General features: G+C 67.8%; 16 protein-coding genes. 6 read left to right on the top strand and 10 right to left on the bottom strand.

Features of this window, described 5'->3' with window-relative positions; genetic code table 11:
• Positions 1-51: 51 nt before the first annotated feature.
• The 4 genes from DOM67_RS04985 to DOM67_RS05000 all read left to right on the top strand — a co-directional run bounded on the left by DOM67_RS04985 (position 52) and on the right by DOM67_RS05000 (position 5,437).
• On the top strand, positions 52-1,626 hold the full coding sequence (locus tag DOM67_RS04985) for a BCCT family transporter (RefSeq protein ID WP_110674558.1): 1,575 nt from the start codon (positions 52-54) through the stop codon (positions 1,624-1,626).
• Positions 1,623-3,671, top strand: coding sequence for a CocE/NonD family hydrolase (locus tag DOM67_RS04990; protein WP_110674559.1), 2,049 nt, complete (start codon positions 1,623-1,625; stop codon positions 3,669-3,671). Before DOM67_RS04985 ends, DOM67_RS04990 begins: the two co-directional genes overlap by 4 nt.
• Positions 3,672-3,760: 89 nt before the next feature.
• The gene (locus DOM67_RS04995; protein WP_110674560.1) at positions 3,761-4,684 is read left to right on the top strand and encodes a LysR substrate-binding domain-containing protein; all 924 of its coding nucleotides are present in this window, start codon (positions 3,761-3,763) and stop codon (positions 4,682-4,684) included.
• A 90-nt stretch (positions 4,685-4,774) separates the two neighbouring features.
• The gene (locus DOM67_RS05000; protein ID WP_110674561.1) at positions 4,775-5,437 is read left to right on the top strand and encodes a class I SAM-dependent methyltransferase; all 663 of its coding nucleotides are present in this window, start codon (positions 4,775-4,777) and stop codon (positions 5,435-5,437) included.
• 195 nt (positions 5,438-5,632) lie between these two features.
• Here DOM67_RS05000 and DOM67_RS19755 read toward each other — a convergent pair whose 3' ends face one another.
• Together DOM67_RS19755 and DOM67_RS05005 are read right to left on the bottom strand one after the other, a co-directional pair.
• Entirely contained in the window at positions 5,633-5,791 is a 159-nt protein-coding gene (locus tag DOM67_RS19755; protein ID WP_157958795.1) for a hypothetical protein, read from the bottom strand.
• Positions 5,792-6,032: 241 nt separating this feature from the next.
• A complete protein-coding gene (locus tag DOM67_RS05005) occupies positions 6,033-8,240 on the bottom strand; it encodes a mechanosensitive ion channel domain-containing protein (RefSeq protein ID WP_232825156.1) in 2,208 nt (735 codons plus the stop codon).
• A gap of 262 nt (positions 8,241-8,502) precedes the next feature.
• On the opposite strand from DOM67_RS05005, the gene DOM67_RS05010 reads away from it, so the two are divergent.
• Positions 8,503-9,267, top strand: a complete 765-nt coding sequence (locus tag DOM67_RS05010; protein WP_110674563.1) for a 3-oxoacyl-ACP reductase family protein — start codon at positions 8,503-8,505, stop codon at positions 9,265-9,267.
• Between the two features lie 39 nt (positions 9,268-9,306).
• Positions 9,307-10,866 (top strand): alpha,alpha-trehalase TreF, encoded by a 1,560-nt coding sequence (gene treF / locus DOM67_RS05015; RefSeq protein WP_110674564.1) that lies wholly within the window; start codon positions 9,307-9,309, stop codon positions 10,864-10,866.
• Positions 10,867-11,072: 206 nt separating this feature from the next.
• Here the strand turns inward: treF and glgB are convergent, their stop codons facing one another.
• From glgB to glgA, 8 genes are all read right to left on the bottom strand, one after another.
• Positions 11,073-13,295 (bottom strand): 1,4-alpha-glucan branching protein GlgB, encoded by a 2,223-nt coding sequence (gene glgB / locus DOM67_RS05025; RefSeq protein WP_110674566.1) that lies wholly within the window; start codon positions 13,293-13,295, stop codon positions 11,073-11,075.
• A 42-nt stretch (positions 13,296-13,337) separates the two neighbouring features.
• On the bottom strand, positions 13,338-15,560 hold the full coding sequence (glgX, locus tag DOM67_RS05030) for a glycogen debranching protein GlgX (protein WP_110674567.1): 2,223 nt from the start codon (positions 15,558-15,560) through the stop codon (positions 13,338-13,340).
• A gap of 117 nt (positions 15,561-15,677) precedes the next feature.
• Positions 15,678-16,115, bottom strand: coding sequence for a DUF2934 domain-containing protein (locus tag DOM67_RS05035; protein ID WP_110674568.1), 438 nt, complete (start codon positions 16,113-16,115; stop codon positions 15,678-15,680).
• Positions 16,116-16,293: 178 nt separating this feature from the next.
• Positions 16,294-18,966 carry a malto-oligosyltrehalose synthase gene (gene treY / locus DOM67_RS05040; RefSeq protein ID WP_110674569.1) on the bottom strand — a complete coding sequence of 891 codons (2,673 nt, stop codon included), beginning with the start codon at positions 18,964-18,966 and terminating at the stop codon, positions 16,294-16,296.
• Positions 18,963-21,065 carry a 4-alpha-glucanotransferase gene (malQ, locus tag DOM67_RS05045; RefSeq protein ID WP_110674570.1) on the bottom strand — a complete coding sequence of 701 codons (2,103 nt, stop codon included), beginning with the start codon at positions 21,063-21,065 and terminating at the stop codon, positions 18,963-18,965. The genes treY and malQ overlap by 4 nt, the downstream gene beginning before the upstream one ends.
• Positions 21,062-22,888, bottom strand: coding sequence for a malto-oligosyltrehalose trehalohydrolase (treZ, locus tag DOM67_RS05050; RefSeq protein WP_110674571.1), 1,827 nt, complete (start codon positions 22,886-22,888; stop codon positions 21,062-21,064). Before treZ ends, malQ begins: the two co-directional genes overlap by 4 nt.
• Positions 22,885-24,174: an alpha amylase C-terminal domain-containing protein gene (locus DOM67_RS05055; RefSeq protein WP_110674572.1), complete on the bottom strand. Its 1,290-nt coding sequence runs from the start codon at positions 24,172-24,174 to the stop codon at positions 22,885-22,887. The genes treZ and DOM67_RS05055 overlap by 4 nt, the downstream gene beginning before the upstream one ends.
• Positions 24,171-25,664: a glycogen synthase GlgA gene (glgA, locus tag DOM67_RS05060; RefSeq protein ID WP_232825141.1), complete on the bottom strand. Its 1,494-nt coding sequence runs from the start codon at positions 25,662-25,664 to the stop codon at positions 24,171-24,173. The genes DOM67_RS05055 and glgA overlap by 4 nt, the downstream gene beginning before the upstream one ends.
• Positions 25,665-25,884: the final 220 nt, after the last annotated feature.

The following is a 25,884-nucleotide window of genomic DNA, read 5'->3' on the forward strand; positions in this document are numbered from 1 at the left end:
AGCGCATGCTGCGCGCCTGCCGACACACGATAACGATAACCGGAGATGGGTATGCAAACCTCGCTGCGGCCGCTGGTATTCTGGCCGACCTTCCTGATCCTGCTGGGCGCCGTGGTCGCCAGCTATGTCGATCTCGACGCCTTCCTCGCCACCGCCAGCGCGCTCAACGCCGCGGTGCTCGACAACTTCTCGTGGCTGTTCAGCCTGGGCAGTCTCTATCTGCTGATCATGGCGCTGATCATCTATGTCTCGCCCCTCGGCCGTGTACGCATCGGTGGCGCCGAGGCCACCCCGCTGCTCTCGCCGCTGCGCTGGTTCTCGATCACCCTGTGCACCACCCTGGCCGTGGGGGTGCTGTTCTGGACCACCGCCGAGCCGCTCTACCACTACATGGGGCCGCCGGCCTCCAGCGGACTGGAAGCGGGGTCGAGCGACGCCATGCTGTTCGCCATGTCGACCATGTTCCTGCACTGGTCGTTCACGCCCTACGCGATCTACGCCGTGCCGGCGTTGATCTTTGCCCTGGCCTTCTACAATCTGCGCCTGCGCTTCTCGATCTCGAGCATGCTGGAGCCGCTGTTCGGACCGCGGGTGAAGCGCTTCGCCGGGCTGATCGATGCGGTATCGCTCTATGCCCTGGTCGCCGGCATGGCGTCGTCGCTGGGCACCGGCGCCCTGACCCTGGCCGGCGGCGTGGGCCAGTATCTGGGCGGCGAGACCAGCCCACTGCGTCTGGGCGTGATCATCGCCATCATCGTGGTCACCTTCGTGCTCTCCGCCGCCAGCGGCCTGCAGAAGGGCATTGCCCGGCTGTCGTCGCTCAACGCACTGCTGCTGCTGATCCTCGGTATCTTCGTGTTCGTGGTCGGCCCCACGGTCTTCTGTCTGGCCCTGGGGGTGGAATCGTTCGGCATCTATCTGGACAACTTCTTCACCAAGAGCCTGTTCACCGGCGCTGCGGGAAGTGATCAGTGGCCGCAGTGGTGGTCGATCTTCTACTGGGCGGTTTGGTTCGCCTGGGCGCCAGTGGCAGCGCTGTTTCTGGGCAAGATCTCGCGCGGCTACACGGTACGCGAATTCCTGCGCGTGAACCTGCTCTATCCGGCGCTGTTCGCCTGTGTCTGGATCCTGATCTTCTCGGGCACCGCACTCTACTTCCAGTCGCATCTGGGAGCCGGCGAGAGCGGCACCGATCTCTACGCCATCCTCGATCAGCGCGGGGTGGAGAACGTGCTCTACGAACTCTTCCGCCACCTGCCGCTCTCCCAGGTGTGGGTGCCGCTGCTGCTGTTCATCGCCTACATCTCCTACGTCACCGCCGCCGACTCGCAGACCGACGCCATCGGCAATCTCTGCACCCGCGGCCTGACCGCGGACTCCGATCTCAACGCCGGCGTCACGATGAAGGTGATCTGGGGCGTGATCGTCGGCCTGGTCTCCTGGGTCATGGTCAGTTTCGTCGGTATCGACGGCATCAAGATGCTCTCCAACCTCGGCGGGCTGCCGTCGATGCTGATCGTGCTGCTGGCCTCGGGTTCGCTGTGGGTCTGGCTCAAGCATCCCGAGCGGCTCGACGTCGTACCGACACCGTCGACTCCTTCCCACGCAGCCAAGGACAAGGCATGAAGATCAAACAGGACTTCCCACACCGCGTACGCGAAATCGAGAACCAGTGGATCGTGCTGGCCGACGGCACGCGCCTGGCCGCCCGCATCTGGTTACCCGAAGGAGCCATCGGCACAACGGACGAAAACGCCGAAGCGGCGCCGGTGCCGGCGATCCTCGAGTACCTGCCCTACCGCAAGCGCGATGGCACCGCGGTGCGCGATGAACTCACCCACCCCTGGCTCGCCGGCCACGGCTACGCCTGTGTGCGTGTCGACATGCGCGGCAACGGCGAGTCCGATGGTCTGATGGAGGATGAGTACGCGCCCCAGGAGCAGGCCGACGCGCTGGAAGTGATCGACTGGATCGCCGCGCAGCCGTGGTGCGATGGCAACCTCGGCATGATGGGTATCTCCTGGGGCGGCTTCAACAGCCTGCAGCTGGCCGCGCTCAGACCCAAACCCCTCAAGGCGATCATCACCCTCTGCTCCACCGACGACCGCTACGCCGACGATATCCACTACAAGGGCGGCAACATGCTGCTGGAGAACCTGGGCTGGGCGGCGACCATGCTGAGCTTCTCCGCGGCCGTACCCGACCCGGCACTGGTCGGAGAACGCTGGCGAGAGCTGTGGAAGCAGCGCCTCGACAACATGCCGCTACTGGCCGAGCCCTGGCTGCGTCATCAGCAGCGCGACGCCTATTGGCAGCATGGCTCGATCTGCGAGCGCTACGCCGACATCGAAGCTGCGGTCTACATGATCAGCGGCTGGGCGGACTCCTACGTCAACACCATTCCACGGATGATGGAGCACCTCTCCTGCCCGAAGAAGGCGCTGCTCGGCCCCTGGATGCACAAGTACCCCCACTTTGCGATTCCCGACCCGGCCATCGGCTTTCTGCAGGAGGCGCTGCGCTGGTGGGACTACTGGCTCAAGGGGATCGACACCGGGATCATGGACGAGCCGCCCTGCACCTTCTATCTGCAGGATGGCGTGCCGCCGGCACCCAAGTATCTCGAGCGTCCGGGCCGATGGGTGCAGACCCGTGCCTGGCCCGCCCCGGCCGAGGAGATCGCGTGGCAGCCGCTCACCCTCGGCGATGCCGGCCTGGTGCCGCAAGGACGTCTGAGCGAGGACCGCGCGATCGCTTCGCCGCTGACCGCCGGCGCGCTGCAGGGCGAGTATATCCCGCTGTGGTTCGGCGCCGACTTCCCGCCGGATCAGCGCCGCGACGACGGCCTGGCGCTGACCTTCGACTCCGCGCCCTACGCCGAAGGGCTCGACCTGCTCGGCCAGCCCAGGCTGCGCGCCAGCCTGAGCAGCACCGAGCGCTGTGGCCAGCTGCACGTGCGCCTGTGCGATGTCGCCCCCAGCGGGGAGAGCGCGCTGATCAGCTACGCCACGCTCAATCTGTCCCTGCGCGACGACCCGGCCACACTCACCCCACCGGTCCCCGGCGAGCGCATGGAGATCGACCTGGCGCTGGACCTGATCGGCTACCGGCTGCCCCCCGGGCATCGTCTACGCCTGGCGCTCTCCAGCGCCAGCTTTCCGCTGGTGTGGTCGCCGCCGCGACGTGCGGATCTCACCCTCGAGGCCGGCACGCCGACGCTGTCACTGCCGATCTGCCAGGCGCCCTACGTGCCGATGCCATTCGAACCGCCGGAGAGCGCGCCGCCGTGTCGGATCGAGACGCTGCGCCCGGGCCATCCAAGGCGCACCCTCAGCGAGGATGTCGGCAGCGGCGAAGTGACGGTGACGGTGGAGGACGACATGGGCGATATCCGCTTCGAGGATCACGGCCTGCGCGTCGAGCAGAAGGCCCGCGAGGTCTATGTCAGCCACCCCAGCGACGCGACCCGCACCCGGGCCGACATCGAGTGGACCTACCGCGCCGGGCGCGAGTCGGGCGAGGCACGCTTCGGCGTCGAGGTGGTCAGCCGCTATCACCTGCACTGCGACGAGACCACCTTCTACCTGAGCGCCGAGCAGATCGCCCATGAGGGCGAGACGCTGGTCAGCGAGAAGCGCTGGGCCCGCGAGATCCCGCGTCGCGCCATCTGAGTGTCCCGCTCCAGGACGTCGCGACCGAAGGTGGCGTGCACCACTCGTGCTATGCTCCGGGACCGAGAGAACTCGGTTCCGGACGCCCCATGCCCATTCGCGACGTGCTCCCCCCACTGGCCTGCCTGCGCACCTTCGAGGCGGCCGCCCGCCATTCGAGCTTCACCCAGGCCGGCAGTGAGCTGAGCCTGACCCAGAGCGCGGTCAGCCGCCAGATCAAGCGCCTCGAGACGGATCTCGGCCGGCCGCTGTTCGAACGCCAGCATGACGGCCTGCGCCTGACCCCGGCCGGCGCGCACTACTTCCGCGTGGTGCAGCGGCTGCTGCGGGAACTGCGTGACGAGACTGCGCGTCTGCGCCGGCGCGGCGACGACCGCCAGCTGACCCTGGCCTCGAGCCCGACCATCGCCTCGATCTGGCTCGCCCGTCAGCTGCCCGATTTCCAGCAGGCGCATCCCGACATCGAGATTCGAGTCCTCACCGTCGAGGACCCCTATCGGCTCGATCTGGCCGAATTCGATCTCGGCATCTACTACCACATCCCCCACGAGGTCGATCCCCCCGGACTCGAAGCCAGCCCGATCTTCGCCGAGGAGCGCGTCGCCGCGGTGTGCAGCCCGGTCTATCTGGCTCGTCACGGTGCGGTCGCCGACCCCGCCGACCTGCTCGCCCGCCACACCCTGATGGTGGTGGAGGATCACTACCGCGACTGGCTGACCTGGGAGCACTGGTATCGCTCCCTCGGCTTCGACTGGCAGCCGCCGCTGCACACCCTGCGTGCCAACAGCTTCCAGCTGCTGATGAACGCCACCCTCGCGGGCCAGGGGGTCACCCTCGGCTGGATGCGTCTGCTCGCCGCCGAGCTCGATCAGGGCAACCTGGTCCGGGCGCTGCCCGATAGCCTGCCCAGCCGTGGACGGCTGGCGCTGCTGACCCCGACCCATCGCCACCTGACCGAACCGATGCGCGCCTTTCGCGACTGGGTGCTGGAGAGTGCCGGTCCGCCCCGCTAGCGGACGCCCTTGCCAACAGCGTCACGGCCCGAACCCTGTCCTCCCCCACAGACGCCAGCCAACAAACGCACGCCCACAGAGACAACGTCAATGCCCACCCCTGTCGATTCGTCCCACGCCGGCCAGGCGGTCTATACCCGCCGCAACCTGGCGCTCTACGATCTGATCGTGCTGCGACTCTCCAATCGCGGCATCTGGCGCTGCCCGACCTCGCGCCTGCTGGAGCACTATGCGCGCCACCTGAGCGCCAATCATCTCGACGTGGGCGTGGGTACCGGATTTTTCCTCGACCGTAGCCGCTTTCCGAGTCACCAGCCGCGGCTGACGCTGTTCGACCTCAACGCCGACTCCCTGGCCCATACCGCAGCGCGGGTGAAGCGCCTGCAGCCGCAAACGCGCCAACTCGACATTCTCGCCCCGATCGAAGACCCGCCGGCACCGTTCGACTCCATCGGCATCAACTACCTGCTGCACTGCCTACCCGGGCCGATGACGCACAAGGCACACGCCTTCGATCACCTCGCGCCACTGCTGGCGCCGGGGGCAACACTGTTCGGCGCCACCATCCTGGGGGACGGCGTCACACGCTCACCGTTGACGCGCCGGTTGATGGCGTTCTACAACGCCAAGGGGATCTTCTCCAATACGACGGATACACCGCAGGCGCTGGAGCACGCGCTCGCCGAGCGTTTCGACCATCACCAGATCGAGATCGTCGGCTGCGTGGCGCTGTTCTCCGCCAGGCGCGAGTGATCGCCAGGCAGACGCAGCGCACGCGCGCGTATCGCGATCATGCTGCCAGCGGGCAGATCCTGCCGGGCGTGGGTCGTTAAAGCATCAGGGACAAGAGCGGCAGTTGCCGCAGCAACGTGACCTGTCGAAGCGCGACTGGCCCGAGGGAGGCGCCGGGAGGTGTCACACTATGGGGAAGGGGGGATTGCGCTGGGATCAGGCGCGCTGGCGCGAGGCGCTCGGCGTGTCGTCGTTGGCGCCAACGCGCCCTCTCGCCACCGGCGTGCTCTTGTCGCTGCGACACAGGCGCAGCGCGACGAAGAGCCCGAAGGCACCGAAACCGATGGCGATCGCGAAGATGCTGAGAAGAGTCATGGTGTGCCCTGCCTGTCGGCCCGTTGCCTGGTGGCCACCGGACGCGCTCGCGCCGGCGACGATCGTTACCCTGCGTTATCGCCCGGATACAAAAAACCTTGAATCCTGACGCAGCGTAGCAAGTTGTCAGCGATTATTTACCTTTCACTCCATGACCGCAACACGACTTTGGCCAAACCACATCGCGCCATCCCGCGTCGCGACGGGCCGGCCCGGGTGAGCGCCTCGCCCTGGCCGGCGCTCACGGCGGATCGGGCACGCCAGGATTGGTGATCGCCTCCGGCTGCCGGGCGTCGGGCTGCGTGTCGTCCCGCGCCGCGCGGCTCTCCTCCATCACCACGCTCATGCGCGGCATGCCGAGGTCGATTCCCTGCTCGTCGAAGCGCTGCTTGAGGCGCAGATTGAACGCCCGCGCCACATCCCACTGCATGACCGGCGCAGTGCGCATGCGTATGCGCAGAATGGCGGCGCCGGCGTCGAAGCTCTCGATCCCCTGCACCTCCAGCGGCGACCAGATGTGGTGGCGCATCATCGGATCGTTGCGCAGCTCGTCGGCGATGCTGCGCACGGTCTCGATCGCTTCGTCGATCTTCATGTGGTGACCGATACGGATACGCAGCAGCGCAATGCCGAACTCGCGCGAGTAGTTCTGGATGCCCTGGATCTGGCTGAACGGGATGATGTGCACGATCCCGTCCAGGTCACGCAGCTTCACCGTACGAATGCTCAGCGCCTCGACCGTACCCAGGTGATTGCCGAGGTTGACGAAGTCGTCGATCGCCAGCGAATCCTCGATCAGGATGAACAGCCCGGTGATCAGGTCCTGCACCAGGGTCTGGGCACCGAAGCCCACCGCCAGGCCGATCACCCCGGCCCCCGCCAGCAGGGGGGTCACGTTCACGCCGAGATTGGCCAGGGCAATGATGGCGGCGATCACCGCGATGGTGATGAAGATGGTATTGCGCAGCAGCGGCGTGATGGTCTGCGCCCGGGCGCTGGCGTTGGCGCGGCGGCCGTGGCGCCGGCTGCTCTTGCGCAGGGCGTGCTGGACTGCGGTGTCGGCCAGGATCCAGACCAGCCAGGCAACCAGGAAGGTCAGTCCCAGCCCCAGCAGGCTGCGGGCGATCTGCTGGCCGATACCGGCACTGCCGCCCACCGCCCACAGCGAAGTTCCCCAGACGCGCATCGCCAGCTCGAGGAAGATCATCCAGGCCAGCAGGTGGGCCAGGGTGAAGCCGAAGCGGACCAGCCGCGCGGTATATTCGGAGACCCGCTTCTCCTGGGTCTTCTCACGCTGACGGTGGATCAGCCCGGAGACCACCAACGTGGCGATCATCATGCCCGCGGTCACCAGAGCGCGGAAAAAGGCGCTACGCGAATCCTCCGCCGAGGTCACCATGGCAATCAGCGACACCGCCACCATGACCAGGATGGGAATGTGCCAGACGCGGCTGAATAGGCGCAGCATCTCCGTGGTGGCGCGGCGCTCCTGTCGCTGCGTATAGGGCCGGTTGCGCATCAGATGCCGGAACGGCCGCCGGAACACCAGCACGAAGGCGGCCAGCAGCAGCGCCGCACAGACGTTGGCGAGCAGTGACACGAAGGCCATCAGTCCACGCCCCAACGGCTCCACTACGGCGGCCGAGTTGGAGGCATCGCCCAGCGCCACCAGGGCGCCAAGGGCGAACAGCCAGGGAGCTCCACGCTGGCGCAGGATGCGCAGCGCGGTATGGCGATGCCCACTGCCGAACAGCGAGAAGACGATCTCGCAGACCGCCGCGAAGACCGCGCCGCACAGGGTGACGTAGGCCATCACCATGGCCAGGGTGACACCGATGGTATCCGAGGTCGCCTGATGCACCGCCACCAGCGCCACCCCGAACCCCAGCGCCAGTGGCACCACTCGCCGCGCCAGATGCCGCACCAGCATCCAGGTGGTAGGCTCCTGCGGCAACGCCCAGGGCAGCCCCAATCGCCTGACCAGGGCGCGCCACAACGCCGACACCACCAGCGTCACGCCGACCCACAGCGCCGTGACCCAGAGCAGATCGAGCAGTGCCATGGGGACACGCCTGCCGTCGCCCCACAGGCGGCTCAGATCGTTGCCGGCCTGATCGACCCGATAGCCCCAGTAGTTGATCGGGTTGTTCAGACCGTCACGCTCGAGCACCGAGAAAGACTGTGCTAGCGCCCCCAACAAGCCACCGCTGGCAGGTTCGGTCTGGGCCTCGGCGGCGGTCGCCTGGCGCAGCTGCTTGAGGCTCGCCAGCAGGGCCTGGCGCTGCTCGCTGTTCTCCAGCGTGGCGATGATCTGATCCAGCGAACTCTCCAGCTCCTGGGGGCTGGGCGCCTGCGGCGTTGCCGCGCGCTTCTCTTCCGCCCCGACCAGCGAGGCCAGGGATTGCGCCATGACCGGCTGACTCAGCGCCACCAGCAGCGCGATCAGCACACCCAAGCCCCCTCGTATCCATGCTCTCACGGTGACTCCTGTGGTCATCTCTTCCGGCCCACATCATGCTATCCGCGCGCCGCGCGGACAACGCCGCCAGCCCGTCGCGGCGCCACACCGGGGCACCGCGTCATCGGCACGGATGCTCTATCTTCAAATCCAGGCAACACGCCATCACAGCGGCGAGGCGGCGCAGACAGGCTCCGCGCGACATCTCACGCCCCCGCACCACACTCGATCCCCCCAATAGCAGGAGCAGCACATGCGTCTCGCAGGCAAGGTAGCACTGGTCACCGGCAGCACCCAGGGCATCGGCCGCGCCATCGCCGAACGCCTGGCCCAGGAGGGCGCCGACATCGTAGTCAGCGGTAGCAGCCCCTCCGAGCGTGCCGAGGAGACCGCCGAGCGCGTGCGCCGGCACGGCCGCCGCGCTGCCATCGTCACCGGCGATATCTCCCAGGTGGAGACCAACCGCCGACTGATCGACGACAGCGTAGCGGCCCTGGGGCGGCTCGACATTCTGGTCAACAACGCGGGACTGGAGATCGAAGCCCCCTTCTGGGAGGTGACCGAAGCGGACTACGACAAGGTGCTGGACACCAATCTCAAGGGCGTGTTCTTCACTACCCAGGCGTTCGTGCGCTATCTGCGCGGCGTCGACCGTGGCGGGCGGGTGATCAATCTCGGCTCGGTACACGAGGATCTCCCCTTCCCCGGCTTCACCAGCTACTGCCTGGCCAAGGGCGGCATGCGCATGCTCACGCGCAATCTGGCGATCGAGCTGGCGCCGCTGGGGATCACCGTCAACGGCGTCGCTCCCGGGGCGATCAAGACCCCCATCAACAGCGCCCTCGAGGAGGACCCCGACAAGCTCAAGCATCTGCTCGGCAATATCCCCCTCAACCGCCTCGGACGCCCGGAGGATGTCGCCGGCGTGGTCGCATTTCTCGCCTCCGAGGATGCCGATTACATGACCGGTGCCTCCTTGCCGGTAGACGGGGGGCTACTTTGGCAGTATGAAGAGTAGAATCACTTCTACCGTTCAGCGTGCCGCAGAGGACCGATGATGCCGACAAGCCTCCAGGCCACCACCGACAGGGATACGTACCACGATGCCGCTGTCACCCCCCACGACCGCTTCGGCGAGCTGTTCGAAGCGGTCGCGCTGGCGCATCTGTTCGAGGATTCGAAGACCTTCGCCGACAGCGTGCCGCGTGTGCCGCCGCAGCAGATCATGCAGGCCTACGAAGCCGAACGCGACAACCCCGATTTCGATCTGCGCGCCTTCGTCGACGCCCATTTCGAGGAGGACCCGATCGCCTGCAGCGGCTACGAGGCGGATACCAGCGACGACATGGTGACCCATATCGACCGCCTGTGGCCGGTGCTCACGCGTAACTCCCGCGAGCATCCGTTGTGGTCGTCGCTACTGTCGCTCTCCCACGATTACGTGGTACCCGGCGGGCGCTTTCGCGAGTTCTACTACTGGGACTCCTACTTCACCATGCTGGGGCTCGCCGCCAGCGGTGAGGATCACCTGCTGTGCGCGGTGGCCGACAACTGCGCCGACCTGATCGCGCGCTACGGCCACATGCCCAACGGCAATCGCAGCTACTACCTGAGCCGTTCGCAACCGCCGCTGTTCTCGATGATGGTGTCGCTACTCGAGCAGCGCGGCCAGCGCCGCGCCGTGGACTACCTGCCGCAGCTCAAGCGCGAGTATGCCTTCTGGATGCATGGCGAGGCCCAGCTCAAGCCCGGCGAGACCCACCGCCGCTGCGTGCGCCTGGACGACGAGTGCTGGCTCAACCGCCACTGGGACGACCGCGCCACCCCGCGCGAGGAGTCCTATCGTGAGGACTACGAGCTGGCCCAGGCCTCGCCGCGCCCGGCGGAGCAGGTCTACCGTGATCTGCGCGCCGGCGCCGAGAGCGGCTGGGACTTCAGCGGCCGCTGGCTCGACGATACCCGCGAGCTGCACACCATCCGCACCACCGCCTTCCTTCCGGTCGAGCTCAACTCGCTGCTCTACCATCTCGAGTATCTGCTCGGGCAGCTGTGCGCCGATGTCGGCGAGGAGTCCGAGGCCGGCCACTACCGCGAGCGTGCCGAGCGCCGGCGCATGGCGATAGACCGCTATCTGTGGTGCGAGGAGCGTGGCGCCTACTACGACTACGACTGGCAGCGCGGCTGCCGCAGCATTCACCTCACCGCGGCCTGCGTGGTGCCGCTCTACCTGCAGCTCGCCTCGCCTGGCCAGGCCGAACGCGTGGTCAACGTGGTGGCCCAGCGCCTGCTCGCCCCCGGCGGACTGGTCACCACCGAGATCAACGACAGCAGCCAGCAGTGGGACCACCCCAACGGCTGGGCGCCGCTGCAGTGGATGGCGATCGAGGGCTTTCGCCACTACGGTTTCCACGAAGTGGCTGAGGATCTGACCGAGCGCTGGCTGTCACTGGTCTACGATCTTTATCAGCGGGAACACAAGCTGGTGGAGAAGTACGTGCTCTACCCCGGTGCGGAGTTCGCCTGCGGCGGCGAGTACCCGCTACAGGATGGCTTCGGCTGGACCAACGGCGTCACCCGGGCGCTGCTGGCGCAGCGCGACGGCATGGTCGTCGGCTAGGCCCTTACGAAAACTACCTGCGCTCGGCAATACGGCGTTAAAAATCGGCTCAAAATGCTCATTTACACCGCGTAAACTCCGCGTTTTCGCCGATTTTTGCCTTGTCTTGCCTTCGCTCGCTGACTTTTCGTACAAAACCTAGGATCTATGACGAACCGCGGAGCGCGGTAGCGCTCACCCGGGCCGGGGAACGGCCCGGGTCAACTTCACGCCGGTGGCAGCAGTGCGATCACCGCCAGCGGTGGCAGCGTCAGCACCAGCGACTGCACCTCGCCGTGGCAGGCGGTCGCTTCGCTTTCGAGGCCGCCGGCGTTGCCGACATTGCTGCCGCCATAGTGCCCGGCATCGGAATTGAAGCGCTCGGTCCAGTGCCCCGCCGTGGGTACGCCGATGCGGTAGCCGGTCAGCGTCCGTGGGGTCATGTTGGCCACCGCCAGCACCCGCCGCCCTTCGCCGTCCAGACGCCACCAGGCGAACACGCTGTTGACGTTATCGTCGCCGATCACCCAGCGAAACCCCGACGCCTCGGTATCACGGGCGTGCAGCGCCGGGCGCTCGCGGTAGAGGGTGTTGAGATCGCGCACCAGACGCTGAATACCGGCATGGCTGGGGTACCGCAGCAGCCACCAGTCCAGTTCGCGGTCATGGCTCCACTCCCGCCCCTGGGCGAACTCGCAGCCCATGAACAGTAGCTTCTTGCCGGGATGCAGCCACATGAAGCCGAGGTAGGCGCGCAGGTTGGCGAAGCGCTGCCAATCGTCGCCGGGCATCTTGTCGATCAGCGAGCCCTTTCCGTGCACCACCTCGTCATGCGAGATCGGCAGCACGAAGCGCTCATTGAAGGCGTAGACCAGACCGAAGGTGAGCTGGTCGTGATGGTAGCGGCGATAGAGCGGGTCGTGGCTCATGTAGCTCAGGGTGTCGTGCATCCAGCCCATGTTCCACTTGTAGCTGAAGCCCAGCCCTTCCTGCGCCACCGATGTGGTGACCCCGGGCCAGGCGGTCGACTCCTCGGCGATCACCACGCCACCGGGTACCTCCTCGGCAACCACCTGATTGAGATGCTGCAGGAAGCCCATCGCCTCCAGATTCTCCGCACCGCCGTGGTGATTGGGAATCCACTCGCCCTCGCGCCGTGAGTAGTTGCGATAGAGCATCGAAGCGACCGCATCCACGCGCAGCCCGTCGAGATGGAAATGCCGCAGCCAGTGCAGGGCCGAGGCGAGCATGAAGCCATGCACCTCGCGCCGGCCCAGGTTGTAGATATAGGTGTTCCAGTCCTGGTGATAGCCCTCGAACGGATGGGCATACTCGTACAGCGCGGTACCGTCGAAGCGCGCAAGCCCATGCGGGTCGGAGGGGAAGTGACCGGGCACCCAGTCGAGCAGCACGCCAATGCCGGCGCGGTGACAGGCATCGATGAAGGCCGCGAACTCGGCCGGCGTGCCGAACCGCCCGCTGGGCGCGAATAGCGACAGCGGCTGGTAGCCCCAGGAGCCGCCGAACGGATACTCCATGATCGGCATCAACTCGATATGGGTGAAGCCCATCTCCACCACGTAGGGGATCAGGGTGTCGATCAGATCGGGCCAGCGGTAGATCTCGCCCTCTTCACCGCCGTGCTTGCGCCACGAGCTCACATGCAGCTCGTAGATCGAGATCGGGGCGTCGGCCGCCTGACGCTCGCCGCGGCTTGCCAGCCAGGCGTCGTCACCCCAGTCGAACGGCGTGGCGTCCGCCACCACCGAAGCGGTCAGCGGCGGCGCCTCGGTGGAGAGCGCCACCGGGTCGGCCTTGAGCAGTGGCTCGCCATTGACGTCGATCAGCGCGAACTTGTAGCGCTCGCCGGCACCGATGGCAGGAATGAAGATCTCCCACACCCCCGCCGGGTAGCGGCAGCGCATGCCATGACGGCGCGTATCCCAGCCGTTGAAATCGCCCACCACCGCCACGCGCTGGGCGTTGGGTGCCCATACCGCGAAACGTACCCCGAGGACGCCGTCGCAGGTCATCACCTGGGCCCCCAGACACTCGCCCAGGCGCCGATGATTCCCCTCGCCGAGCAGGTGCAGATCGATATCGCCCAGCAGCAGCGGGAAGGCGTAGGGGTCGGCGGTGACCTGCTCACCGTCGGGCCAGCGAATGCGCAGGCGGTAGTCGCTCGGCGCCGCCAGCTCGCCCACGAACAGCCCCTCGATGGGGCCCTCTCGGCACGCCCCCAGTGAGTGATCACTGTCACTGCAGACCAGTGTGACCGACTCGGCGCCGGGCAAGTAAGCACGCACGTCGACCTGGCCATCGTCCCGCGCGTGCGGCCCCAGCAGCGCAAACGGATTGGCCAGGGTGCCACGCGCCAGCGCCTCCAGATCGGCGGCAGCGAGGCCCGCAGCATGCGCTGCCCGGGCATGACTCTCTTCGCGACGGCTCATGCAGACTCCTCGTCGATTCGCGCCCTAGAGCACCTTAGCGGATCAGGTCGCAGCATCGTCGCTCTCCTGCAGCTCGAACAACGACAGGCTGCGCGTGGCGACCCGATATTCGCTACCGACATCACAACGCACGTCCGCCGCCGCCGGGTCGAAGGTATCGATGCGCCGCACCCAGGCACTGCCACCCGGCACCGCCGGCAGCACGAAATCACAGTCTTCGTCGCCGGCATTGAGCGCCAGCAGCACCGTGATGTCGTTGCCGAGCCGGCAGATCCCGGTGGGCTGGGCGTGACCGTTGAGGATCACCCCGATCGCCTTGGCGTCGGCGTCGTGCCAGTTATCGACCGTCATCTCCTCCGCCGCCGGGGTGAGCCAGGTGACGTCCTTGATGTCGAGCGACTCGTTGCGCTTGCCGTTCATGAAACGGCCTCGCTGCAGGATCGGATACTGCCGGCGCAGGCGGATCAACTGACGGGTGAAGTCGAGCAGTTCGCGCCCCTCGTCCGAGAGATTCCAGTCGACCCAGCCGATCTCGCTATCCTGGCAGTAGGCGTTGTTGTTACCGCCCTGGGTCCGCGCGAACTCGTCGCCGGCCAGCAGCATCGGGGTACCCTGGGAGAGAATCAGCGTCGCCAGCAGGTTGCGCATCTGACGCATGCGCAGCGCGCGGATCTCGGGGTCATCGGTCTCGCCCTCGACGCCGTGGTTCCACGACACATTGTCGTCGTGGCCGTCGCGATTCTCCTCGCCGTTGGCTTCGTTGTGCTTGTCGTTGTAGCTGACCAGATCGCGCAGGGTGAAACCGTCGTGGGCGGTGATGAAGTTGATCGACGAAAACGCCTTGCGCCCGCGGTGATCGAACAGATCGGCCGACGCGGTAAGACGGTTGGCGAAGGCCGCCAGACGTCCTTCGTCGCCGCGCCAGAAGGCGCGCATGTCATCGCGGAAGCGGTCGTTCCACTCCGCCCAGCCCGGCGGGAACTTGCCCACCTGATAGCCGCCGGGGCCGCAATCCCAGGGCTCGGCGATCAGCTTGCACTGCGACAACACTGGGTCCTGGCGGCAGGCGTCGAGGAAGCCGCCACCCTCGTCGAAACCGTGGGTTTCGCGCCCCAGAATGGTCGCCAGATCGAAGCGGAAGCCGTCGACCCGCATCTCCTGGGCCCAGTAGCGCAGCGAGTCGGTGACCAGTTGCAGCACCCGCGGGTGGGACAGATTGAGGGTGTTGCCGGTCCCGGTATCGTTGATGTAGTGGCGCAGCTCGTCGGGCATCAGGCGGTAGTAGGAGGCGTTGTCGATGCCGCGCAGCGAGAGCGTCGGCCCCATCTCGTTGCCCTCGGCGGTGTGGTTGTAGACCACGTCGAGCAGCACCTCGATATCAGCGGCGTGGTAACGCGCCACCATCTGCTTGAACTCGCTGATGCGATGGGTCGCCATGTAGCGCGGGTGCGGCACGAAGAAAGCCAGGCTGTTGTAGCCCCAGTAGTTGTGCAGCCCGTTCTCCTGCAGGTGGCGATCATCGGCGAAGGCGTGGATCGGCATCAGCTCCAGCGACGAGATGCCCAGCGACTTCAGATAGTCGATCACCTCCGGCACCGCCAGCCCCGAGAAAGTCCCACGCAGCTCCTCGGGCACCGCCGGATGGCGCATGGTATAGCCGCGCACGTGGGTCTCGTAGATCAGGGTATCGCTCCACGGCACCAGGATCTCGGTCGAGCGGCCCCAGGTGAAGGCGGGGTCGATCACCCGACAGCGTGGCATGAAGGGCGCGCTGTCACGCTCGTCGAAACTCAGATCGCCCTCCTCGTGCCCGATGGTGTAGCCGTAGAGGGCATCGTCCCACACCAGCTCGCCCACCAGCTGCTTGGCGTAGGGGTCGATCAGCAGCTTGTTCGGGTTGAAACGATGCCCGGCCTGCGGGTCATACGGGCCATGCACGCGATAGCCGTAGAGCTGGCCTGGCCGCGCGTCGGGCAGATAGCCGTGCCACACCTCGTCGGTGTACTCGGGCAGCGAGATGCGCTCGACCTCGTGCTCGCCGCGCTCGTCGAACAAGCACAGTTCGACCCGGGTCGCGTGGGCCGAGAACAGGGCAAAGTTGACGCCCAGCCCATCCCAGTTCGCCCCCAGCGGATACGGTAGCCCCTCCTGAATACGCGAACTCTGCACCACACCGCCCTGGATCGCGATGCCACTGCTCTCTGCCTCTCCGCCGCGCAGGTCGACCTCGAACCGGGCGCCATTCTCGTACTCATCCTGTCTCATGCATGACTCTCCGGGAGAACCGTGGGCGTTGTCTTGATACTGCCTGCGCTCGTCGACTCGACTGCCAGCGTTGTCGCGATCGGATGTGCCTCGATCTCAGCGTACGTGTCGCCGGCCTCAAGCGCCGTCGCCGGGCTTGCGCGGCTTGCGTGAGCGCGGCGTCTTGGGTTTGGCCGCCGCATCGGCGTCGGCCGCCGGCTTGGTGGCGGGCTTCTTGGCGCTACGCTTGCGCGGCGCGGGCTTCGCCGGCGGCTCGGCCGGGTGTACCTCGACGCCGGTATCCTCCTCCTTCAGCGCTTCGGTCTCGGGGTCGTCCAACGGCAGTCGCTGCTCGTCGATGCCCTGCTCGTCAGCCTCCAGCGGCAGCTCCTCACCCTCGAAGATGGGCGACTCATCGTGCGCCGGCTCCCACTCCTGCTCCTCTTCGCGCGCGTTCTCGGCTTCGACGATACGCTCTGCCATGGCCCAGTGGCGCTCCCCCTGCCCCTCCGGTCGTCCTTCCGACTCCCAGATCCGGTAGGCCAGCATTCTGACTCTCTGCTCCCGATTGCTCATGACGATGTCTCCTTAGAGGGTGCTCACAAAATGCCTTCGCTCGTCGACTTTCTGAACACCCTCTATATGCGGATTGACGAAAAATGAGGCGATCCCTGCCTCTCGGTGGACATGGGTCGGTGGCCTGGCGCGGCCACCCGCTTTATCAGCTTAGCGGGTCTGGCGCGGGAGGCCGCCCTCATGGCGTTCCGGATGTCGGCGCGTCACGCCACAGCCAGGCACCACAGGGAAAGTCGGTCAGGTGGGTCGCCAGCGTCAGGCCATCGGCCGGCGCGGATGTCGCGGTCAGACACGCCGTGCCGGGCCCATCGAGCCCCAGCGCGGCGAGCTCGACCCGAGTATCGTCCCAGGCCAGTTCCATGCCATCGTCCGCAGCCAGCAGCGCTCGCGGCAGGCGCGGCACCACCAGCACCAGGGTGGCGTCAGCGTTACGGCGGGCCAGTGCGATGACATGATCGGCACGCCGGCCAGTGACCCCGAGGGGCACATAGTCGCCGTCGAGGAACAGCGCCGGCCACTCGGCGCGCAGCGCCAGCAGGCGCCGGATCAGCGCCTGCTTGACCGCACCATCACGCCACTGTGCCCAGGACACCACCGGCGTGGCGTCGGCGCTCAGCGCCGTCCGCCGTGCGGGCATGTCCACCGGGCGACGATTGTCCGGATCGACCAGCGACTGGTCCCAGAACTCGGTGCCCTGATAGAGATCCGGCACCCCCGGGGCACACAGCTTGAGCGCAGTCTGGGCCAGGCCGTTGATCGCGCCGGGCAGGTCGAGCGCCGCCGCCAGCGCCGCCACATCCCGCGTCAGTTGCCCGCCATCCAGGGCACGTTGCACCGCTGCTGCCGCGGCTTCCTCGTAGGCGGCGTCAGGGGCCAACCAGTGGCTATGCAGCTTGGCTTCGCGCAGCGCCTTCTGCTGCCACGCCGCCACCCGCTCGGCAAACGCCGCCAGACCGTCATCGTCATCGGCAGCCAGGCCCAGGGGCCAGGCCGCAAGCAGAATCTGCAACAGCATCAGACGATCACCGCCGCTGACACCCACAGCGCCCGCGCCCAGACGCGGATCATCGGCGAGTTCACGCAGCCGAGGGATCAGGTCCTGGCACTCGCTCAGCGCGGCCAGGCGCGCGCGCACGTCCTCGCCGCGCTTGTGATCGTGGGTCGCGGTCGCCAGCAGGCTGTGCGGGAAGCGTGCCAATCGCACGCGGTTGGCCGCATGCAGCTGTGATACCGGGTAAGCAAAGTGGGCTCCCTCGCAGCCGACGTCGTTACGCGACAAGAGCACCGCACTGCGATAGCCGGCGGTATCCTCCACCGCCTTGGCCGCCAGCGGCGAGGTGAGCTGCTGGAAGGTGGCGATAGCGCGCAGGCGCAGCGCCTGGCTGGGCGCCTCGAGCGTCGCCGGTGCCACCCCGCCGAGCCAGTCGTCGAACGTCAGCAGCCAGGCGGCATCGGCCGCGTCGAGCCGGGCGCGGGCTCCCTCGAGAGCGTGGGCGAAGTCGGCAGCGTCGGCCTGCGGGCGGCCATGGCGATCGGCGTAGCTGCGATAGACCGGATAGCAGATCGCCAGCGCCTGGAGGACGCGGCGCAGTGCCGGTGTGCTCAGCTCGCGGGTCGCCGGCTGCTGGCGCGCGAGGATGTCGAGGGCGGCGACACAGCGCTCGAACTCGGCGCACAGGGGGCCGGCGAGCATCTCGCCGCGGGCCGCGGCGACCTCGGCGGCGAAATCACCGCTGCGTCCGCTCACCTCGCGCCACAGGGCGCCGAACGGCGCCGCGCCCGCAGGGTCGTGCTGCACCCCGGAGACCGTGTCGAGAAACTCATAGCCGGTGGTGCCGTCGACGCCCCAGTCGGCGTGCAGCGCCTCGTGGCCGGCGAGGATCTTCTCCACATAAAGCGGAATGCGCGCCTCACCGCGCTGAGTGGCAATGGCATCCAGACACTCGCGCAGGCGCAGTCCATAGCCGCGGGGATCGACCAGACCATCGATATGATCGACACGCAGGCCATCGATCCAGCCCCGCGTCACCAGCCCCAGCACAGTGTCGTGGCACAGTGCGAAGACCCGTGAATCCTCGACCCGCACCCCGGCCAGCTCGGTGATATCGAAAAAGCGCCGCCAGTTGAGCGCATCGTTACCGCTGCGCCAGTAGGCCAGCCGATAGGCCTGGCGTTCGAGCAGCGCATGCAGTCGCGCGCGGCCGCTCTCGTGGCGACTGTCGAAGGCCGCCAGCGCCGCCTGGATCGCTTCGGGTTCGAACACATCCGCCGCGCGGAGATCGGGATCGGGCGCCTCGGCCCCACCCAGTGCGATCAGCGCCGCGCTGTGGGCCGGATCGATGGGAAAGCGGTGCTCGTGATAGCGCACCTCGAAGCGCTGCGCCGCCTCCGCCCAGCCGAGCGTCAGCTCCCCCGCGGCGAGCACGTCCACATAGCGCTCGCCCAGCAGCGGCAGCAGCAGCTTGCCGTCGAGATCCGCGCGGCCCCAGTCGACGTCGAAGCAGTCCGCGAACTCACTGGCGCGGCCGCGGGCGAGCATATCCTGCCACCAGGGGTTGTCCACGCCGATCGCCAGATGGTTGGGCACGATGTCGGCGACGATGCCCATGCCGCGAGCGTGCAGCGCCTCGACCAGTGTCGCCAGCCCCGCCTCGCCGCCCAGCTCGGGATCGATGCGGGTCGGGTCGACGCCATCGTAGCCGTGGGTCGAGCCGGGGCGTGAGGCGAGAATCGGCGACAGGTAATAGTGGCTGACGCCGAGCGCGGCATAATAGTCGACCTGGGCGCGCGCGGCGGCGAAGTCGAACCCGGCGTGCAGCTGTAGCCGCACCGTGGCCCGGATCGGTCTCATGATGACACTCCTTGTCGGGACCCGGCGTGACCGCGCAGGTCGTGGATCTGCGCCAGGCGGCGCCGCAGCGCCTCCTGCGTCACCAGTTGCGCCACCGGCAGCGGTAGCCGGCGGCGCCAGTTGGGGTGTTCATCGAGGGTCCCGGGCAGATTGGGCTGCTCGGTCAGTGCCAGCAGGTCCTCCAGCGGCAGCAGTGTCAGCGGGGTCGGGGTGGCGGCGATGTGACCGAGCGCGGCATCCACCACCGTCGCCGGCGCGGAAGTGTCGGCGACGCCACAGACCGCGGCCAGCCGCGCCCGGTCACGTGCGCGCTCGGCGTCGAGTGCCGCCCGGGTTTCGCCATCAGCGAACAGCCCCAGTCGCTCGCGCCAGTCGAGATCGCGCCCCTGCCACCACCCCGCCACCGTCGGCAGGTCGTGGGTGGTGGTGGTGGCCAGCACGCCCTGGCGCCAGGCCGAGGCGGGCGGGAAGTCGTCGCCATCGCGCTCGAACCAGAGCACGCCGATACCCAGCACCCCGCGGCTGGCAAGCTTGTCGCGCAGACCCGCCTCCACCGTGCCCAGATCCTCACCGATCACGATCGCCTGGTGGCGCCAGGATTCGAGGGCCACCAGACGCAGCAGGTCGTCGAGGGGAAAACGCAGATAGGCGCCGTGGTCGGCGGACTCGCCCTGGGGGATCAGCCACAGCCGCGACAGTCCCAGGATATGGTCGATACGCAACCCGCCGGCGTGGGCGAAACCGGCCCGCAGCATGGCGATGAAGCCTTGGTAGCCGGAGCTCGCCAGTCCCGCCGGCGAAAAAGCCGCCACACCCCAATCCTGGCCGCGGGCATTGAACGCATCCGGCGGCGCGCCGACACTGAACTCGGTCAGCAGCTCGCCGGGAAAGCTCCACGCCTGACTGCCGCAGGGATCGACCCCCACCGCCAGATCGGCGATCAGCCCGATTCCCATGCCGGCATCGCGTGCGCGCTGCTGCACCCGCTCGAGCCCGGCCGCCATCAACCACTGCAGAAAGGCGGCAAAGCGCACCGCCTCAACATGGCGATCGGCGAAGGCCTCCACCTCGGCGCTAAGCGGATCACGCCACGCCGGCGGCCAGCGGCGCCAGTCACGCTCCTTGGCTTCGGCCTGCAGCACCTCGAAACGACAGTGGCGCTCCAGCGCCTCCCCGCCACGCTCGCAGAAAGCCTCGAACTGCGCATGCCAGTGTTGGGCTTCCTCCGCTACCATCACGTGATGGTAGAGGCGCTCGAGCTGGGCCTGCTTGAGCGCGACGCTGGCCGGCCAGTCGATCAGCGCGGCCTGCGAGCGCTGGGCCAAAGACTCGCGCTCGGGCGCCGCCGCCCAGGCCACGGTGGCGGCATCGAAGACGCACTCGGGGGCGGCGTGCCAGACGTTGTAGAACAACCGGCTGGAGGGGGCATAGGGGCTGTAACGCTGGGGATCGGCGGCGAACAGCGCATGGATCGGACTCACCGCCACCGCATCCGCGCCCTGTCCGGCGAGACCGATGCACAACTCGTCGAGCGCCTTTAGATCGCCGATCCCGGTATCGCCTTCACGTCTGAGCGAGTAGAGCTGCACCGCCACCCCCCAGAGCCGGGCCGCAGCCCCCTCGGCGCGCACGTCGGCGGGCGTGAAACAGCGCGCGGGCGCCACCGCCAGGGTCCGTGTCAGCCGCTCCCCGTCGCGGCCGAACAGGGTCAGGCGGTGATAGCCGCAGGCATCGATGGGCGGCAGACAGCCTGTCGCATCGAGTTCGCCGCTGAGCGTCTCGCCACTCTCCAGGCGCAGGCTGAAGCCGAACCCCGCGGCCTGCGTGAGCGGCATCGGGAAAGCCACATCGGCATCGGCGATCAGCAGCGGCGGCAGCGCGGGCCAGGCGTAGGGCGCACTCTGCTCGCGCCAGCGGGCGAGGCTTGCGTTCACCTCGACCGCATCTGCCGCCGGCCAACCCAGCCGTGCCAGCATCTGGCGTTGACGCTCGGCATCGAGCGTGCAGTGGCTGCCGTCGCTGGCCTCCCACGCGAGGATCAATCCGACCGCCTCGGCCAACGTCTCGAGCGCCGCCGCTTCCGCGCCGTGCGCGCTCATGCCGTGGTCTCCCGAGCATCCAACCACACCGCGCAGCGCCGGGACGGCAGTTGCTCCGCACGAAGCGCCGCGGCCACGTCGGCGTGCGAAGCGACCAGCAGCGGCACCGGCGCGGCGAGGTTCACCGCGGCCGGCCCCAGGTTGATGGCGATACGCAGGGTACTGCCATCCCCCAGCTGCCAGCAGGCATCCACCGCGGCGTCACCGATCACCTCGCTGCGCAGCGCCCGGGCACCGGCCAGACGCGGCACCACCCAGGCGTGGCGCAGCGCCAGCCAGGCTGTGAGGCGCTCACACTGGTCGCGATGCTCGGGGCGCTCGGCCTCGGCCGTGTCGAGACAGGCGTCGGCGAAGGTGGTCTGAGCATTGGGGTCGGGAATACGCTCGCGCTGGGCCGGGTCCTCGAAGGCACCGAACTCGGCGAACTCCCGCCGCCGCCCCTCACGCACCGCATCGGCCAGCGTATCGTGATAGTCGGTGAAGAACAGAAAAGGGCGCCGCGACCCCCACTCCTCACCCATGAACAGCAACGGAATCTTGGGCGACAGCAGCAGCAGCAGCGTGGCGGCGGCGAGCGCATCGGCATCGGCCAGCTGGCTCAGGCGCTCACCGAGGGCGCGGTTGCCGATCTGGTCATGATTCTGCAGAAAGTCGATGAAGGCCGTCGGCGGCAACCAGGCGCTGGGCTCACCGCGCGCTTCACTCTTGCGCGTGGCCTGTCCCTGGAAGACGAAACCCTCGCCCATCGCAGTGGCGAGCTTGGCCGTGGCGTCGGTGACGAAATCGGCATAGTAGCCCTCCGCCTCGCCAGTCAGCAGCACATGCATCACGTTGTGCCAGTCATCGGCCCACTGGGCGGTGTAGCCCTCCCCACCGAGCAGGCTCGCCTGGTTGTGCTCGTTCTCCAGCATCAGATGAACATGGCGCTCACCGCCGACCCGGGTGCGCAGGGTCGTGGCCATCTCGAGCAGGAAGTCGCGATCGCCGATGGCGTGCACCGCATCGAAGCGCAGGCCGTCGACGCGATAGTCGAGCAGCCACATCAGCGCATTATCGATGAAGAAACGGCGCACCTGAGGACGACGGAAATCGATCGCCGCGCCCCAGGGCGTGGCCACATCGTCACGGAAGAATGCCTTGGCATAGTGGGGTAGAAAGTTGCCATCGGGCCCGAAGTGGTTGTAGACCACATCGACGAACACCATCAGGCCGTGATCGTGAATGGCGTCCACCAGCGCCTGGAATGCCTGCGGGGTGCCGTAGTAGGAGGCCACGGCGTAGGGCTGCACGCCGTCGTAGCCCCAGTTGCGGGTACCCGGACACTCGGCCAGCGGCATCAGCTCGATCGCCGTGACCCCGAGTTCGACCAGCTGCGGCAGTCGCCGTACCAGCCCGGCCATGCCGCCGATGGCGCCGAGGTGCACCTCGTAGATCACACACGCTTCCCAGGGCCGGCCGCGCCACGCCGGGTGCTGCCAGGTGTAGGCGCTGGGGTCGGTCACCAGCGACCAGCCGTCGACCCCATCGCGCAGCGCCCGCGAGGCGGGATCGGGCACCGCCAGCCCGGTGTCGTCGTCGCCGACGAAGACCCGGTAGCGGTAGGCGCTGCCCACCGGGCAGTCGAGCCGGGCGACGAACTCCCCCGCCTCGGCCGACGTCATCGCGACCGGCACCTGTCCCTCGCACTCCAGCAGCACCCGATCGGCGCTCGGCGCCCAGAGCCGGAAAGAGACGCCGCCCGCGGCATCGGGATGGGCGCCGTAGCGCGGCACGAAGGTATCGACACGGGCGTCCGGCGGAGGCACGGCGGAGGGCGTACTCATGGGGTGTCTCCATGCCAGACTTCATGGCGCAGAAAGAGCGTGGCCATCGGCGGCACCGTCAGCGTGAGCGACTGCGCCTGACCATGGCTGGGCTCGGGAAGGGCCTTGAGGCTGCGCCCGTTGCCCACGTTGCTGCCGGCGTAGAAGACGCTGTCGCTGTTGAAGATCTCGCGCCAGCGCCCGCCGGCCGGGACACCGAAGCGATAGGTCTGGTGCACGCAGGCCTGAAAGTTGCTGACGCAGATCAGCGTCGCATGGCCGCTGTCGGCCTGCCGCGCGAACACCACCACGCTGTTGTGGCCATCGTCGGGCACCAGCCACTCGAAACCGTTGTCGCCGTCGTCGCGGATCTGCAACGCCGGCTCGTTGACGTAGAGGCGGTTGAGGTCGGCCACCAGCCGCAGCATGCCGGCGTGCCGGCTCTCGAACAGCAGCGGCCAGTGGATCGCCTCGGGGAAGCGCTCGGCCAGCACCTGACCCAGCTCGACGCCCATCCCCAGCCACTTCTCGCCGGGCAGCGCCCACATCATGCCGAGCGCCGCCCGCAGGTTGGCGAAACGCTGCCAGGCGTCACCGTGCACGCGCTGGCGCCACGCCCCCAGGGGCACCTCCGGGGCGGGCATTTGTGCCAGCAGGCCACGCCCCCTGGAAGAAGGCGTCAGCGCCGCGATCCACTCGGCGTGATGGCGGCAGCGCGCCAGTGGCGGACGCGCCAGATAGTCGCTCAGTGCCGCCTGCCAGGCGGGCTGGAAAACGAGAGTGACATCCGCCCGACCGTCATCGACGAATAGCCGGCAGTGGCCGGCCTCCGTGCCATCCGTCGGGGTATGCACGCCATCGACGTGCAGCCGACGGCAGCGCTCGAGGCTCTGAGACGTGGTGACAGGCTGGCTCACCACCACCCCGACACCCGCGATATGACAGGTTTCGACCACTCTGCGAATGACCGCATCACGCTCGGCCAATAGCGCCGCGTCGAAGGCGACATGGGTAAAGCCGAGATCCGCCACGTAGGGCACCAGTTCCTGGATCAGCGCGTCCCAGCGCAGCGGCGGCGAGAAACGCGAGGCGTACCACTCGGCGGCATCGAGACAGTAGAAAGCGAGCGGCAGATCCCCATGGTGTCGCGCTCCGCGCACCCGCATCCAGTCGCCGTCGTCCCAGCGCCAGTCGGTGTCGTCGGGCACCCCCGGCGGCGGCGCCATCGACGCCATCAGCCACCAGCGCAGGGCGCCGAAGTCGTAGGCCGCGGCGGTGGACGCCGCACCGCTCCCGACGCCGCTCATCGGGCGCTGCCGTGGTCGCTGCTGCTGGCGGGAGAGGTCTCCGCCAGCAGCTCGGCGTAGAGCCGGCGATAAGGCACCACGGCCTGGCGCCAGTGCAGGCGCCCGGCCATGGCCGCGCGGCGCATGGCGTAGAACAGATCGGTGGCGTGGAACAGGTCGAAGGCGCGGCGCAGTGTGGCGCGATAGGCCTCCAGCGTCATCTCGTCGAACAGCAGCCCGTTGATGCCATCCTGGATGGTGTCGGCAAGGCCGCCGGTGCGGTGGGCGATCGGCAGCGACCCGAAGCGCTGGGCATAGAGCTGGCTCAAGCCGCAGGGTTCGAAGCGCGACGGCATCAGCAGGAAGTCGCTGCCGGCGTAGATCTGGCGCGCCTCGCCCTCGTCGAAACCGATATTGACCCCGATCTGGCCGGGGTGGCGCCCCGCCAGCGCCACCAGTGACTGCTCGATGGCATATTCGCCGCGCCCGATCACTACCAGCTGGCCGCCGGCAGCGACCAGGGTATCGGCGATCTCGCAGGTGAGGTCGAGCCCCTTCTGCGACACCAGCCGGGAGACCACCGCGAACAGCGGGCCGCCGCTCGGGTCGAGCCCGAACATGCGCCGCACGCGTTGGGTGTTGGCGCGCTTGCCGTGCCAGTCGTTGATGCCGAAGTTAGGTGCCAGGTGAGTATCGTGGCGCGGGTCCCAGCGATCATCGATCCCGTTGAGCAGGCCGCTGAGCCGCCCCTCCAGCGCGCGCTTGGCGAGCAGCCCCTCCAGCCCGCAGCCGAACTCGGGGGTGGTGATCTCCCGGGCATAGTTGTTGCTGACGGTGGTGACATGGGATGCGTAGGAGAGCCCCGTCTTCATGAACGAGAGCTGGCCGTAATACTCGACGCCATCGATATGGAAGGCGCTCGGCGGGATGCCCAGCGGCTCCAGGCGATCGGCCCCGAACACACCCTGGTAGGCAAGGTTGTGGATGGTGTAGACCGAAGGTACGTAGCGCCGCCCCAGCCAGCGCACATAGCCGGCGGTGAGCCCGGTGGCCCAATCGTTGAGATGCAGAAGATCCACCTGCCACTCGAGCAGTGACGGATCATTGACGATCGCGGCGGCGGCCAGCGCCAGACGCGCGAAGCGGATGTCGTTGTCGGCCCAGCCGACGCCGAAGTCGTCGCCATAGGCGTTGCCGTCACGATCGTAGAGCGATGGGCAAAGCACCAGATAGATGATCAGCCCGTCGTCGCACACCAGACGCCCGATATCGCAGGCCGGCAGTGCGTGGCTGGCGGGCAGCTGGGCCACCCGCACGATGGGCTTGCCGGCGCTCAGAATCTGCCGGTAGCCGGGCATCAGCACGCGCACGTCGTACCCCGGCTTGAGCGCACGCGGCAGCGCGGCGGAGACGTCGCCGAGTCCGCCGGCCTTGATGAAATCGGCAATCTCGGTGGTGACGAACAGAACACGCCGGTCGCGTCCGGGGGCGACCGGCCGCAATCGCGGCAAGGGGGTCTGCGTACCTGGCCCGCGCGGCACTAGATCGCGGGGGTGTGGCCGCTCGCTCGGCTCATCGTTTTGGGCTCTCCTTCCCTGAACCGCGGCCTTTACCATGTAAAGCCTCCCGAACACCTGCGTCAGCCTGCATTGACGACCTGGGCCGCACCTTGATCCTGCGGGCCCGCGCACGGCTGTCGCGATAACCGACGTTAGCCCACCCACCGCGACG

This window comes from Salinicola sp. RZ23, from assembly GCF_003206675.1.
Taxonomy (GTDB): Bacteria; Pseudomonadota; Gammaproteobacteria; order Pseudomonadales; family Halomonadaceae; genus Salinicola; species Salinicola endophyticus.